The organism is Methanoculleus methanifontis (genome assembly GCF_030464365.1).
GTDB lineage: Archaea > Halobacteriota > Methanomicrobia > Methanomicrobiales > Methanoculleaceae > Methanoculleus > Methanoculleus methanifontis.
Genome location: NZ_VCYI01000005.1, coordinates 92,038 through 105,632 on the forward strand (window position 1 = coordinate 92,038; position 13,595 = coordinate 105,632).

Genomic DNA, 13,595 nt, shown 5'->3' on the forward strand with positions numbered 1-13,595 from the left:
CATGCAGAAAAAACCGGTTCGGGCGGCGGCTCAGCCACGCCCGGGGTCGCTGCCGTTGCCGCCGCAATACATGTAGATGGCAGATCACCGGTTTTCGGAGGGATGATCCATCCAAAGCATCAAGTCTAGGTGGTATCGTTCTTGCGTTCTGCTCTCATCGGTTCTCACCTGAGCAGCCTCCTCAATGGCGGATATGCCCCGCCTGGCCCGGCGTTCCGACCACCTCAGCGCGGGATCGGTTCGCCGTACACGCTTGACCCCGGCAGGGCGGCTGCTCCCGTGAACGGTCTTGCGAGGAGAGGTGGACTCTCACTCGCCGATCAGTATTGATGAGTCCGGCGATTCAAGATTTCCCCATACATATACGGGTCTCACCGGCAACGGGCCCTGCGAAAGAAACATCACCCGAACCACCCTCGTGCAGGTTGGAGAAGTCAGACCACCCTCCCGTCGACGATCCGGATCGTGCGGCGGGCGTATGCGGCGATGTTGGGGTCGTGAGTGACCATGACGATCGTCTTTCCTTCGCGGTTCTCCCCGGCGAGAATTTCCATAATCGCCGTGCCGGTCTTCGTGTCCAGGTTCCCGGTCGGTTCGTCGCAGAGGAGGATGTCGGGGTCGTTCACGAGCGCACGGGCGATGGCGACGCGCTGCTGCTCGCCGCCCGAGAGCTCGCCCGGCCTGTGGGTAAAGAGAGTGTCGTTGAGGTTCATCGCCCGCATGACCTCGAACGCCCGGTGCCGGCTCTCCTCCCGGTCGGTAGTGAGGATGAGGGGAAACTCGACGTTCTCGACCGCAGAGAGCAGCGGGATCAGGTTGAACTGCTGGAAGACGAAACCGATGCGGTCGCGCCGGAGCCGGGTGAGGTCGTCATCACCGAGTCCCGATATATCCTGCCCGGAGAGATAGATCCTCCCGGCTGTAGGGACGTCGAGACAGCCCATCATATTCAGGAGTGTCGACTTCCCGGAGCCCGAAGGGCCCATCACGGCGATGAACTCGCCCGGATCGACGGTAAGCGTGACGCGGTCGAGCGCCACGACGTCGCCTGCCGGAAGGGAATAGATCTTGCTGACCTCCTCGAACCGGAGGATCGGTTCGCCGCTCACCGCCGCCGCCTCCGGACATACCAGAGGGCCGCGAGGCCGGCGGCGACGACGACCAGCACTACGGCGACAACGGCCGGAGCGGGTAGCCCGGCATCTGGGCCTTCTTCTGCGGTGCGGTTCTCGAGCGAGATCGGCCGCTCGACGGAGTAGGGGTTGCCGTCGTCGTCCCGGTACTCGATGACGAGCGGGATCTCCTCCACAGTTCCGTCGGTCCTGAACGTAACCTCGAACGTCGAGATGTCGTCGGGATCGAGCGTTCCAACGACGTAGACCCGGAAGGGATCGATGGGCGCCGCGGGTGCGGCCGGAGATATGGTGACCGAACGGGCGGGCTCGAGCCCTGCGTTCATGACGTCACCCGTCGCCCGGTAGTTCTCGCCCTCCACGGCGACTTCGACGTTGGTGATGACGGGGTCAGCCTGCCGCTTGTCCTCGGCGAACGTGACCGGCAGCACGAGATCGGTGGTATGGGTGTTGATCCCGTTGCGCCAGACCACCTGAAACGTGACGTTCGTCTCTGTGGTCGGGGTCAGGTTGAAGGCGACCATCCCGGACGCATCGGGTTCGAGGGCGCCGATGAACGCGCTACCCGGCGTGACGGGGAAATCCGCGCCCTCGGGGATCACCTGGACACCGTAAGCGGTGTTCGGCCGCGGGTTGCCCACCAGGACGGCGACGGCGGCCGTCCGTGACGTGGAGAAGGCATCCGGCCTCTCGAAGACCGACGCCTCAAGCGGGGTGCCGTCGACCCGGACAGGAACCGGGTGGCTGAGGGTTCCGTTCTCCCGGAGATCGAGAGAGAACCGCGGGTAATACGTCCCGCTGGGAGCGTCCGCCCGAACGGCGAAAGTGAACGTCCGGTTGAGACCGGCCCCGACATCTCCGACCGAGGGATAGGGCTCGTCCGTCGGGACGACGCCGTCACCGTAGAGGCGAGCACCGCCGAGCGGGAGAGTGTACGGGCCTGTATTCTGCACGGTGATCGTGACGAAGCCCGCATCGCCCGGCATCAGGACTTCCGGCTCGATGGCAACGGACGTCACCGTCACGTCTCCCGGGGCTCCCACGGCCGGAGAGACGAGGAGGCATACCAGGACGAACAGGACGGGGAGAGGATGACCGGATTCCATGCGAGAGAATGGAGAGAGCCCTACTTCAACGTTACCCCCGCACCACCCGGAGGCCAGCATAAAACCTTTGACGGCAGAGGGTGATACCTCTGGAGACAACCGTTGCCCCGCCGGGGTTCCGAGGAAAACATGGGACAGAACAAGATCATCATCATCGGCCACAAACAGCCAGACACCGACAGTATCTGCAGCGTCATCGGCTACGCCGAGCTCCGCAACCGCGCCGAACCGGGAAAATATATTCCTGCCCGGTGCGGGGAGGTAAGCCCGGAAGCGAAGTTTGCGCTCGAGACGTTCGGCGTCGAGGCACCGGTCTACGTAGCGAGCGTCGAACCCACCGTATCGGATATACCGCTCGACACCCGGAGCGTCCGCCAGGATGTCCCGACGGTCGACGTCGCCGGCCTGATGGACACCTACGACATGCGGAACATGCCGATCACGGACGGCGACGAGACCCTGGTCGGCCTCGTCAGCGAGTACGGCCTCGCCCGGGCCTACGTCCGGAAGAATCCACGGGAGCAACTCTCCCTCATCCCGATGCCGCTCGAGACCCTCGCCCGCATCCTGGATGCCCGGATCGTCGTCCCGGCGCGCGAGACGCTCGGGGAAGGCCGGGTCTACACCGTCATCGACGCCCTGCACGTCACCCTCTCAAGGATGACGCCCAACGACATCGCGATCGTCGGGGACAACGAACCCGCCCAGCTCGCGCTGATATCGGCAGGAGTCGCCGCGCTCATCATCGCCGAAGGGGCGCCGGCGGGCGAGCGGGTGATCGATGCCGCACGGTCGAGGGGTGCCTCAGTGCTCGCGACGACGCTTGACGCGTTCAGCGTCGGCAAGATGATCAGCCTCTCTCTCCCCGCGAGCATGATCATGGAGACCGATATCCCCACGGTACGGCTGGAGGACTCGCTCGAGTATGCAAAAGGGATCGTCTCGAACTCCAAGTTCAGGACGGCCTGCGTCGTCGGGGAAGACCGGCAGCACATCGGGCTCGTATCCCGGACGACGCTGATGCAGGAGGTTCAGAAGTCGGTGATCCTGCTCGACCACAACGAGTACTCCCAGGCCGTGGACGGGATCGAGCAGGCGGACATCCTCGAGATCATCGACCACCACCGCCTCGGCGCGATCTCCACCTTAAAGCCGGTGAGGTTCCTCAACGACCCTGTGGGGTCGACCTCGACGATCGTGGCGAACAAGTTCATCGAGGCGTGCGTGGAACCCACGCCGTCGACCGCCGGGCTCCTTCTCTCGGGGGTCCTCTCGGATACGATGGTGATGAAACTCTCGACGACCACCTCCGCGGACATCCGGGCGGCCGACTACCTCGCGGCGATCGCCGGGGTCGACCCGGCCGAGTATGGCCCGGAACTGATCCGGAAAGGCATGGACCTCGACGCCCTCCCCAAGGACGAACTCCTCACCCGCGACATGAAGCGATACAACCTCTTCGGGCGGAGCATCATGGTCTCGCAGGTGATGACGTCATCGTTTGAGTTCGCAGAGACCCACGCCGCTGAGATCCGCGCAGAACTGGATCACCTGAGGACGACGATGGGAGTCGACTGTTTCTTCGCCCTCTTTACGAACGTCTTTAGTAACGCAAGCGACCTCTTCGCCGCCGGGGACGAGGCCTGCATCACCAAACTGGATCTCCGGGACCAGCCCGTCCGGCTCGAGGGCATCATGTCCCGCAAAAAAGATTTCATCCCGAAGTTCGGGCAGATGTTCCGGCAGCTCTAGCATCAAGCCACTTCCCTTCGCGGCTTCGCGTGAGGCCAGGGCGCGTAGATGTTGACAGGGTCTCACGCGAAGCCGCGAAGAGCGATGGGCGGAACGCCCGGAGCTTGAGCACCACAGGTGCGAAGAACGCGAAGTTCGGTAGAGGGGTACTGTAATGCTCCTTCGCGGCTTCGCGTCCTTCGCGTGAGGCCGTATCATCGCTTATAAACCGTTAACTCACGCGAAGCCGCGAAGAACGCGAAGTTCGGTTATCCGAGAGGGATTCCCCTTCGCGGCTTCGCGCTCTTCGCGTGAGGTTCTAGCGTTACCCTCTGCTATCAGATCACTCGTTCTTCTTTTTGAGCATCCCCGCAGCGTAGCGCGCGAGCCCGTAAACGCCGTCGGTCGAGGGATGGACCTCGACGATATCGTCGAAGTCGTCGACGGTGATGCCTCGCTTCATCAGGTAGCCGACGTAGGAGAGGAGGATCGACGCCCCGGGGACGGCGGCAGACGCCCCGATCAGCCGGCCGGTCGCGGGATCGACCCGGACCTGGGCAAGCCCCGCCCAGCCCCCCGCGACATCCCAGAACGATCCGGGGCCCGCGGGGGCGGGGGCCGAGAGAGTGATGCCCTCGGCACCGGCACCGGTCGCGGCGAAGGCGTAATCGTAGCGGAGGCTCATCGCCTGCGGGATGCCCTCGTAGTTCATGACGGTCTCGCGGCCGAGGATGTTCTCGGCCGCCACCACGCCCTCCCTTCGGGCCGCGGGGGTGAGGTAGGGCGGGCCGATGACGTCGCCTGCGGCGTAGACCCCCGGAACACTCGTGCGCATCCTCGTGTCGACAACGACCGCGCCGTCCGGGCGCTTCTCGAGTCCCTGGAGCATCTCCGAGTTGGGGACGAGCCCGGTTGCAAGCAGCACGGCATCGGCCACGATCTCCTCGCCGTCGGCGAGAAGAACCGAGCTGACCCGTCCACCGCCTTCGATACTGGAAACGGCGGTCTCTTCACGGATGCCGATCCCGGCAAGGTCGCGGAGCGCAGCGGAACGCATCTTCTCGTCGAGATCGCGGAGCAGCCCGTGCCGGGCGATCATCTCGACTTCGACCCCGAAGGCGTGGAATACATGGGCGAACTCCGACGCCACCACCCCGCCGCCGATGACGACCATGCGGCGCGGGAGATCGGGCATGGCGGGGAGTGTCTGGTAGGTATAGACGCCGGCAAGATCGGTTCCGGGGATATCAGGGATTGCCGACCGCGACCCGGTGGCTGCGATGACCGCGTCGGCCCGGACCTCCTCGTCGCCGATGAAGACACGGTTCCCCTCCAGCCGGCCTTCTACGCCGTAGACCACCTCGACCCCGGCCCGGCGTGTTTCCGCATCGAGAACCGAAGAGAGTTTCTCCTGAACCTCGCAGATCCGCTTTCGGATCGCCGGGTATGAGACGGCCGGCACCGAATCGAGGATGCCGAGGTCCCTCTGGGTTCTGGCGCACTCAATGAGCCGTGCAATTTCGTTTAAGGCGCAGATCGTCATGCACCGCTCGTGGAGGCACTGCCCCCCGATGCTACGCTGCTCGACGAGCCTGACCTCCTTCCCCGTCTGTGCGAGGTGCATCGCCCCGAGCCTTCCCGCGGGCCCGCCGCCGATGACAACGATCATGGTTTATACCTACAGCAGTTCGACGCCTTCGTCCATCGGCATCGAGAGAACCTCGCCGGTGAACCCGTTGACCTCAACGATCTTGCTCCCGCCCCGCACCTGCCAGACAGGCACGTAAACGGTTTCGAGATCGACGGTGATGTTGCTCCGGTCGGGTTTGAGAGTCTTTTCTTCGTAGAAGATGGCGTCGCCCTTCTCGTAGCGGAATCGGATCCGCTGGGTGAGCCGGTCGACGACATCCCGCACGAGCTGTTCCTCCACGTCCTCCCGCACGAGCCGGGTGGAGACGATCTCGGAACCGAACGGAACCGGGCCCCGCTCGATGTCGTCTGGATTGATCTCCATCTTCAGGCCGTTGATGGCGTTGATCGCCCCGGCACCCTCGGCGTCGAAGGAGACCAGCCGGTCTTTCACTTCGCGCTCGCCGGTGCTCACGTAGCGGTAGTTCCAGTATGGGATGAACCGGCACTTTGCCTTCCCGTGCACCCCGGCAATGCCGCAGGCGCGTTTCTCGGCCACCTGCACCGGGAGGTGGGGCAACTCCGGCCCATCCTGCGGCTCTTCCTCCACCGGGACGGGAGAAGCCTCGATCTGCCCCCGGCGGGCAGTCCGGGCCGGCAGAGGAAGATCCAGGATCAGGCTCTGCCCGAGCACATCCGCAAGCGCCGCCCTGCCCGCGTAGCGGACGAACTCATCAGGCCCCCACCGAATGCAATCCTCCGTCTGCACCGCCGAATCGAGGGTGAAAAGCAGTTTCCTGCAGATCCAGTCGTCTTCGCCGGTGCGCAGGCGATAGATCATCGAATCGAAGTTCTCAATCGTCTCCGGATCGTCCGAGCAGAGCACCACCAGGGCGTCATCGCTCCCGACCGCAGAGAGATCCAGCGGGTCGCCGACCTCCTCAACGTCGTAGGATGCCGCGGCAAGGATCCGCTTCAACACGTTCCGGGCTTTCTCCCGAGTCCCACTCTCCATTCATCTAACAATACCACAGGGAGATAGAACAAGTTTTCCCCTCCATCGGCCGGATAGGCGGAGTGCAGAACCCGGGAGTCTGCCGGGCGGGCAAATGGAACTGCGCATTATCAGCGCAGGGGGCAACCCCGGGCGAAAAAAACGATAATAGGCCCTAAACAGGCGTGATTAAGCAGATAAAGTGTGAAAGCGACACCGTCACCATAGGAGCGCGAGCCCCATGCCCCGCTCCCGCACGTTTTGAAGGGAAAGTGCCTCAACCCAATCACCAGGTGCGGCGCCAACGTGCCCGTTGAGGTGCAACCTCCTCTGCACGGAGCACCTGTCCAGGGCCGAAGAGTATGCTGCCGGCGATAATATTGGCGGCGCGAGGAAATGGAGGTGGACGACCCGGGAGAGTTGCTCCGCATGATCCTGGTCCCGTTCACAGCCGGTCTCATCCCAATCCCGTCTCGTCCCCACCAAACCTCCTATATCGCCGAACCTCCAACACTCTCCCAGGAGAACGGGGAGGAGTTCATTGACAACCGGCAGCCGGATAGTCCTGCACGTGGATATGGACAGTTTCTTCGCCTCTGTCGAGGTCCGCCGCGACCCGGCCCTTGCCGGAAAGCCGGTGATCGTGGGTGCCGACCCGAAGGGAGGGGCGGGCCGCGGGGTCGTGAGCACCTGCTCCTACGAGGCCCGCCGCTACGGGGTGCACTCCGGCATGCCGATTTCCCGGGCGTTCGACCTCTGCCCGCACGGCATCTACCTCCCGGTGGATCGCGCCTTCTACGCCAGAGCCTCAAACGAGATCATGCTGATCCTCTCCCGGCACACCGGGAGCATCGAGCAGGTGAGCATCGACGAGGCCTACCTCGACGTCAGCGATGCCGGGAGTTTCTCTGCGGCGGGAGCGCTTGCCGCCGCGATCAAGCGGGAGGTCCGGGAAGAGACGGGGCTCACCTGCTCGGTGGGAGTCGCTCCGGGCAAGGCCGTGGCGAAGATCGCCTCCGACTACCAGAAGCCCGACGGGCTGACGATTGTCCGCCCGGACGAGGTCGCCGGATTCCTCGCCCCTCTGCCGGTGGGGAGGATCCCCGGGATCGGGAAGAAGAGCGGCGAGGAACTCCGGCAGGCGGGCATCCTGACCGTCGGCGATCTTGCATGCCGCGACGTCCAGGAGGTCATTGCCTTGCTGGGAAGACCCGGCGTTCGGGTGCACCGCCTCGCCCGGGGCATCGACGACGGCGAGGTTCAGGGCAGGGAAGGGTGCAAGTCCATCTCCCGGGAGACAACGTTTGATGCGGATACGGCCGACCCGTCGATCCTCGCGGGAACGCTCGCCGAACTTGCGGACGATGTCGCAGAGACGCTCCGTGTCGAGAACCTCCGGTGCCGGACCGTCACGGTCAAGGTCCGGTACCGCGGCTTTCAGACGCACACCCGGTCGCGGACGCTCCCGCGGTTCACCGCCGACCCCGTGGTGATCCGGCAGGCCGCGTCCGGGCTGCTCGAGCCGTTCCTTAACGGCGAGCCGATCCGGCTCCTCGGGGTCCGGCTCTCGGCGCTCGAGGGTGGGCAGACCCGGCAGACGTCGATCGACGAGTTCCTCTCCTGAACCGTCTCCCGAAGCGAATGTTCTTTATTAGGGGTGCGCATTACGCTCTGGCATGCCCGACCTCTGGACGGTGCTCCTCGTCGCCGTCGTCCTCCTCCTCTTCGCAGTGCCGGTCGTCCAGCAGCAGGTGACCCGTGCCCGCCGCCTGCGGGCGATCCGGGACCTCGAAGCCGAGCGGCATACCCGGGTCATCGCCCTCATCCACCGGCAGGAGCGGATCGGGTTTCTGGGCATCCCGCTTTTTCGCTACATAGACATCAACGATTCCGAAGAGATTCTCCGGGCGATCCGGCTCACCACCCCGGAGATGCCGATCGACTTCGTCGTCCACACCCCCGGCGGTCTGGTTCTCTCGTCGGAGCAGATCGCGATGGCGCTCCGGCGCCATAAGGGCAAGGTGACGGTCTTTGTTCCCCATTACGCCATGTCGGGCGGAACACTCCTGTGTCTCGCGGCCGACGAGGTGGCGATGGACGAGAACGCCGTGCTCGGCCCGGTCGACCCCCGGATCGGGGAGTACCCCGCGGCATCGCTTCTGCGGGTTCCGCGCCTCAAACCCCCGGAGGAGATCGACGATGAGACGTTCGTCCTGGTCGATATCGCAGCGAAAGCCCAGACCCAGATGCGGGAGTTCGTGACCGATCTCCTCCAGGAGCGGATGGACGCCGGGCGGGCCGACTGTCTCGCACGCCTGCTCGCTGAGGGGACGTGGACGCACGACTACCCGATCACCTTCGAGCAGGCCCGGGAACTCGGGCTCCCCGTCACGTCAGGCATGCCTGCCGGGATCTACCGGCTGATGGATCTCTTCCCTCAGGCGATGCCCCGCCGCCCGTCGGTCGCCTACGTCCCGATCCCCTACCGGGAAGAGAAGAAGGGGTGACGGTTTGCCGCAACTCCCATAAAACCAATTTTTCTGTCCCGGCGCCAATACTTCACTGTCCGCGGCGCACGCTCGTAGCCGTGCCGGACAGGGAAGCAGTAATGACGACTACAACGACAATGCGCCTGATTTTCGTGTGCCTGTGTGTCGCGGCGGCGCTCCTCTCCGCCGGATGCATCGGTGAAGAGGGGCCTTCCGCAGGGCAGACGGCCACGGAGTTCCGGAGCGAGACCTCCAGTTACGACGATCGTGTGGAGTTCCGGTTCGTCCCGGACTCCGATGAACCGGGAACTTACAGCACAACCTATACGATCGAGCGGGACGTCTCGTGGGGTACGACGATCGAAACCCGGGAGAACGTGCGATACGAGGATATCTCCCGCACCAGCCCCATCGAGATCGTCGTCCCGCGCGAAGAACCCCCGGACGGCGTAGCGCTTGAGATCGAGATCCGAAACACTGCAGGAGACGTCCTGCACCAGAGCCGGACGTCCATGGCCCCTGCAGCGCCCGCCCCGACACCGCCGTGATCCGCGAGATGGATGGACATCCCACCCCTTATCCCATCCCGCGACCCATCCTCTCTGGATCGTGAGTATCGAAATTCAACTCTGCCTGGATGCATTCGATCGTTCGCGGCCCCCCCTTTGCGGAGACAATCCCGACCGGAACGGTTTTCGCCGGCTCTGCTGTCGGTGCCCTTTTGCCGTGAGGGGCAGGGGCCTCATTTATTGCGAACGCTTCGAGACCCCCATCCGGGCGCGGGACAAGTACGGCCTCCCGGGGTGGAAGGAGATTCGCAACGCTGTGCTTGAGCGCGACGGCCAGCAATGCTCTGTCTGCGGCGGAGAGCAGGACCTCCACATCCACCATCTCGACCGCGACCCCACGAACGACGGCCTCACAAACCTCATCACGCTCTGCGGCATCTGCCATGCCCGGGTGCATACCGAGCTCCGCCGCGAGGGCGGGGCAAGGAGGGTGGCGCGGGTGCTTCCGGCAGCACGGCGTCGTTTGAGGTGACGCGTCCGGCAGGACTCCCCTGAAAGGCGGCAGGTCTACCTGCCGGTCCGGCTACAGGGGTAACGGTTATATGATATGCGCGCTACCAGTTGCGTGACCGTGGGGGGAATGTCCAGCGTGAGTATTACCGAGAGACTCTTCGGCAGGAGCGATCCCGAAGCCCGGGAAGATGCCTGCACTGATACCACAGTGAGCAGGAAAGCCGTCTCCCTTGCCCAGCAAGGGCGGTTCGGCGAGGCGATCGGTTGTTTCGACCAGGTGCTCAAAGATGATCCGGCAAACGTGAAGATGTGGAACAACAAAGGAGTCTTTCTCGATCTCCTGGGGCGAGACCAGGATGCCCTCGCCTGCTGGGATAAAGCTCTCTCGATCGATCCGGATTTTGCTCCCGCCTGGGTCTCACGGGGGATGCTGCACCGGCGCCGCAACCGCCTCGAAGAAGCGCTCGCCTGCTACGATCGGGCCGTGGAGCTCAACCCGGACTCAGCGGTCGCCTGGTACAACCGGAGCGGCGTCTTCGTCGCGATGCGCCGTCTGGACGATGCAATCACCTGCTACGAGCGCGTTCTCGCGATCGACCCTCACTTCGTGGCAGCCTGGGCGGATCTCGGCTACGCCCACTTCCTCCAGCACCGGCACGAGGAGGCGATCGGGTGTTACGACCGCGCCATCGCCGACGATCCTGGAAGCGTCCGGGTCTGGAGCCTGAAAGGCGGCGCCCTGTATGCGCTCGGCGAGTACCGCAAAGCGCTCGAGTGCTTTGATAAGGTGCTCGCGATCGATCCGAAGTACTCCGCTGGGTGGAGCATGAAGTGCAGCGTCCTCTACCACCTCGGCATGTACCGGCACGCGCTTGCATGCGCCGATAAGGCGCTTGAGATAAACCCCTCCTGCGAGCTGACCGCACAGGTCAGAAAGATGCTCCTCTCTCTTATCCAGAAGTGGTGACGGCCCTTACCCTTACCCTCCCCCTCCCGGATCGTTTCGGAAGGTTGACGCCTCCGGCCGTCCAACCGCGAATCACTGCGCCGGACGTCGGGAACTCTCCCCCGGGGGAGAGTCCGACCGTCTATTACCCGGCGGCACCAACAGATGGATGTAGTCCATGCCGGTCGATCAGATCCCCATAGGCACGTTCTCGCGGATCACCCATCTCTCGCAGAAAGCGCTCCGTCTCTACGACGAACGAGGACTCCTCATCCCTGCGGCAAGAGACATCTGCACGGGATACCGCTACTATACTTACGACCAGATTGAGCGGGGTATTCGCATCCGGCACCTGCTCTGGCTCGGGTTCGGCCTCACCGAGGTCGAAGCCATCCTCGAAGCACGGGAACGCGGCGATGCCGGGACGATCCAGGAACACTTTGCACGGCGTCTCGCTGAGAACGAACGGGATATCGGGCGGCTGTATGCGATTGCAGAGGCCCTGCGCAGACAACAGCAGGACCCGTTCAACGGAGGCTTCAGTATGTCCATCACCGAACCTGTTATCAAGGATATCCCCGCCCTGCGAGCGCTCAGCCTCAGGGAGCGGGGTGTTTACCAGGAAGTGATCCCGAGAATGATCCGGGAACTCTTCACGCACGTCTGCCCTGAAGACGGACGGCAGCCCGCTGCAAGGGTTGCCGGGCCGATCATGTTCATCTGCCACGACGAGGAGTACCGGGAGGCGGACGCGGATATCGAGGTGGCAATCCCGATCACCGGCCCGGTCAGCCTCGAGGAAGCGATTGCCGGGGTCGTGACCCTCCCGGGCGGGCGATTCGCCTCGGTGCTCCACACGGGCCCCTATCCCGCCGTAGGAAAGGCGTACGAGCGGCTTTTCGCCTACATAAACGAGCACGGCCTTGTGCCGGCCGGCCCTTCGCGGGAACTCTACCTCAACGACCCCGCCGAGGTGCCGGAGAAGGAACTCCTGACCGAGGTCCAGTTCCCGGTGGAGAATCTTCCCCCGTCCCCCTGACGGGGTCATCCCTCCTCCGGGCGGACCTCGAAGACGTGGCGGCCCCACCCGGGGATGTCGAGGAAAAGCCCGGGAGAGAGGAGCCCCGCACCGTCCCGACCGTATACTGCCTCCCCGATGAGATCCCGGAGCCGGACCGTCTTCCCCGCGAGGTCCGCCCAGGGGAACGGGACGTAACACTGGCCCCGGTCGGGAGCGTAGTTGACGGTGACGATGAAGCGCTCTCCCCCGCGCTCCCAGGCGAAGGCGATATACCCATCGTGAGAGGGGTTGCCCTCCCAGGCCGGGTTGCAGTCGAGGAGCCGCCACTCACCGTCCCGGAACGCCGGCAGGCGCAGGCAGGCAACGAGCCGCCGGTAGAACTCTTCTACGGCCGGGTCGGCCGGGTCTTCCGGATCCCGGCAGAGGTGGACGGGGGTCTTCTTGTGCCGGCCGGAGAACTGCCCGCGGTGAAAGAACCGCAGACCCGGTGAGAGAAAGCCGAGGACGGCGGCGGCCCGGTGCTGTTCCGGCAGAAAGACCGACGCCGCCCTATCTTCATCGTGGTTCTCGATGAACCGGACGGACTTATTCTGGTATTCGAGATCCGCCCAAAAATGCTCCCGCACCGGCCGTGCCGCTCCGTCCCGGAGCCGGTCGTAGAGGCGTTTGTCGTAGGTGTAGTCAAACCCCTGCTCTTGCAGCGTCCACTCGAGATCCCAGTAGACCTCCGCCATGAAGGTCAGCCCCGGGTGCTCTCTGTGGACGCTGTCGATTGCGCGGGGCCAGAAGGGCTCCATCTCCCGCCCCCAGGTTCGGCGGAAGACTTCCGGGAGGACGAGCATCGCCATATCGCACCTGAGGCCGTCGCATTGCCCTCCAATCCTCCGCAGTTCGGCGATCATCGCGTCCTGTAGGGCCGGGTTGCCGTAATCGAGCTGCAGGGTGTCGGGCCAGCCGCCGGAGTAGGGGTCCCGGCCGTGAGCGGAGACGGCCGATCCGCCGGGTTGGTTCACTCTGGTGAACTCCTGCGGGTTGCGGGCGAGTTCCTCCGCTGTGCCGTGGACGTAGTAGTCCGGGTGCTCGCGCACCCAGGGGTGGTCGGGGGCGGTGTGGTTCGGGACGAAGTCGAGCATGAGGCGGAACCCCTCTCCGTGAAGGCGCTCGCGGAATCGGGTAAGTTCCTCCGGTTCCCCGAGGTCGGGGTGGAGCGAGTAGCCGGTGACGGCAAAAGGGGATCCGCAGATGTCCTCTTCGCTGAGATCGGGGAGCAGGCCCCGATACCCGGTGAGCCACTGCTCGTTCGAGCGGGAGACCCGGAGTGCGGCCTCCCCGGTCTCCCAGACCCCCATGAGGTAGACCCACGAGAAGCCGCATTCGGCAATCTTCGCGATCCAGGTATCGGGGACGTCGTCGAGCGTGAGGCGGCGCCCGGCTATCCTCGCGAGCTGCCGGAGCAGAATGCGGGCGTTGACCTCGTAGAGGGCGGGGTAGCGGGGGGTGTGGGTGTTCATGCCATCTCTCCCG

Annotated in this window: 12 protein-coding genes; 7 read left to right on the forward strand and 5 right to left on the reverse strand. The window is 64.5% G+C overall.

What is annotated here, in order from left to right:
• Positions 1-434 precede the first annotated feature (434 nt).
• Complete coding sequence (locus FGW20_RS05275; protein WP_301677045.1) at positions 435-1,109, reverse strand: ABC transporter ATP-binding protein; 675 nt, start codon at positions 1,107-1,109, stop codon at positions 435-437.
• On the reverse strand, positions 1,106-2,239 hold the full coding sequence (locus FGW20_RS05280; RefSeq protein WP_301677046.1) for a COG1361 S-layer family protein: 1,134 nt from the start codon (positions 2,237-2,239) through the stop codon (positions 1,106-1,108). Before FGW20_RS05280 ends, FGW20_RS05275 begins: the two co-directional genes overlap by 4 nt.
• Before the next feature lie 129 nt (positions 2,240-2,368).
• Between FGW20_RS05280 and FGW20_RS05285 the strand changes: the two genes are divergently transcribed.
• Entirely contained in the window at positions 2,369-3,991 is a 1,623-nt protein-coding gene (locus FGW20_RS05285) for a putative manganese-dependent inorganic diphosphatase (RefSeq protein ID WP_301677047.1), read from the forward strand.
• Between the two features lie 322 nt (positions 3,992-4,313).
• On the opposite strand, the gene FGW20_RS05290 is transcribed toward FGW20_RS05285, so the two are convergent.
• Both FGW20_RS05290 and FGW20_RS05295 read right to left on the reverse strand, forming a co-directional pair.
• On the reverse strand, positions 4,314-5,639 hold the full coding sequence (locus FGW20_RS05290) for a dihydrolipoyl dehydrogenase family protein (RefSeq protein WP_301677048.1): 1,326 nt from the start codon (positions 5,637-5,639) through the stop codon (positions 4,314-4,316).
• 9 nt (positions 5,640-5,648) lie between these two features.
• The gene (locus tag FGW20_RS05295) at positions 5,649-6,614 is read right to left on the reverse strand and encodes a hypothetical protein (protein WP_301677049.1); all 966 of its coding nucleotides are present in this window, start codon (positions 6,612-6,614) and stop codon (positions 5,649-5,651) included.
• Positions 6,615-7,134: 520 nt separating this feature from the next.
• On the opposite strand from FGW20_RS05295, the gene dinB reads away from it, so the two are divergent.
• The 6 genes from dinB (at position 7,135) to FGW20_RS05325 (ending at position 12,089) form a co-directional block, all read left to right on the forward strand.
• Positions 7,135-8,217, forward strand: coding sequence for a DNA polymerase IV (gene dinB / locus FGW20_RS05300; protein ID WP_301677050.1), 1,083 nt, complete (start codon positions 7,135-7,137; stop codon positions 8,215-8,217).
• Between the two features lie 52 nt (positions 8,218-8,269).
• Positions 8,270-9,100, forward strand: a complete 831-nt coding sequence (locus tag FGW20_RS05305) for an SDH family Clp fold serine proteinase (RefSeq protein ID WP_301677051.1) — start codon at positions 8,270-8,272, stop codon at positions 9,098-9,100.
• A gap of 101 nt (positions 9,101-9,201) precedes the next feature.
• Positions 9,202-9,630: a hypothetical protein gene (locus FGW20_RS05310; protein WP_301677052.1), complete on the forward strand. Its 429-nt coding sequence runs from the start codon at positions 9,202-9,204 to the stop codon at positions 9,628-9,630.
• Between the two features lie 277 nt (positions 9,631-9,907).
• The gene (locus FGW20_RS05315) at positions 9,908-10,123 is read left to right on the forward strand and encodes an HNH endonuclease (RefSeq protein WP_301677053.1); all 216 of its coding nucleotides are present in this window, start codon (positions 9,908-9,910) and stop codon (positions 10,121-10,123) included.
• Positions 10,124-10,231: 108 nt separating this feature from the next.
• Entirely contained in the window at positions 10,232-11,071 is an 840-nt protein-coding gene (locus tag FGW20_RS05320; protein ID WP_301677106.1) for a tetratricopeptide repeat protein, read from the forward strand.
• Positions 11,072-11,228: 157 nt separating this feature from the next.
• Complete coding sequence (locus tag FGW20_RS05325) at positions 11,229-12,089, forward strand: MerR family transcriptional regulator (protein WP_301677054.1); 861 nt, start codon at positions 11,229-11,231, stop codon at positions 12,087-12,089.
• Between the two features lie 5 nt (positions 12,090-12,094).
• On the opposite strand, the gene FGW20_RS05330 is transcribed toward FGW20_RS05325, so the two are convergent.
• Positions 12,095-13,582: an alpha-amylase family glycosyl hydrolase gene (locus FGW20_RS05330; RefSeq protein ID WP_301677055.1), complete on the reverse strand. Its 1,488-nt coding sequence runs from the start codon at positions 13,580-13,582 to the stop codon at positions 12,095-12,097.
• Between the last annotated feature and the right edge of the window lie 13 nt (positions 13,583-13,595).

Excerpts from the sequence above, each read along its gene's own strand:
- FGW20_RS05280 (WP_301677046.1), bottom strand. The coding sequence starts at position 2,239 with ATGGAATCCGGTCATCCTCTCCCCGTCCTGTTCGTCCTGGTATGCCTC.
- FGW20_RS05285 (WP_301677047.1), top strand. The coding sequence starts at position 2,369 with ATGGGACAGAACAAGATCATCATCATCGGCCACAAACAGCCAGACACC.
- FGW20_RS05290 (WP_301677048.1), bottom strand. The coding sequence starts at position 5,639 with ATGATCGTTGTCATCGGCGGCGGGCCCGCGGGAAGGCTCGGGGCGATG.
- FGW20_RS05295 (WP_301677049.1), bottom strand. The coding sequence starts at position 6,614 with ATGGAGAGTGGGACTCGGGAGAAAGCCCGGAACGTGTTGAAGCGGATC.
- FGW20_RS05305 (WP_301677051.1), top strand. The coding sequence starts at position 8,270 with ATGCCCGACCTCTGGACGGTGCTCCTCGTCGCCGTCGTCCTCCTCCTC.
- FGW20_RS05310 (WP_301677052.1), top strand. The coding sequence starts at position 9,202 with ATGACGACTACAACGACAATGCGCCTGATTTTCGTGTGCCTGTGTGTC.
- FGW20_RS05320 (WP_301677106.1), top strand. The coding sequence starts at position 10,232 with ATGTCCAGCGTGAGTATTACCGAGAGACTCTTCGGCAGGAGCGATCCC.
- FGW20_RS05325 (WP_301677054.1), top strand. The coding sequence starts at position 11,229 with ATGCCGGTCGATCAGATCCCCATAGGCACGTTCTCGCGGATCACCCAT.
- FGW20_RS05330 (WP_301677055.1), bottom strand. The coding sequence starts at position 13,582 with ATGAACACCCACACCCCCCGCTACCCCGCCCTCTACGAGGTCAACGCC.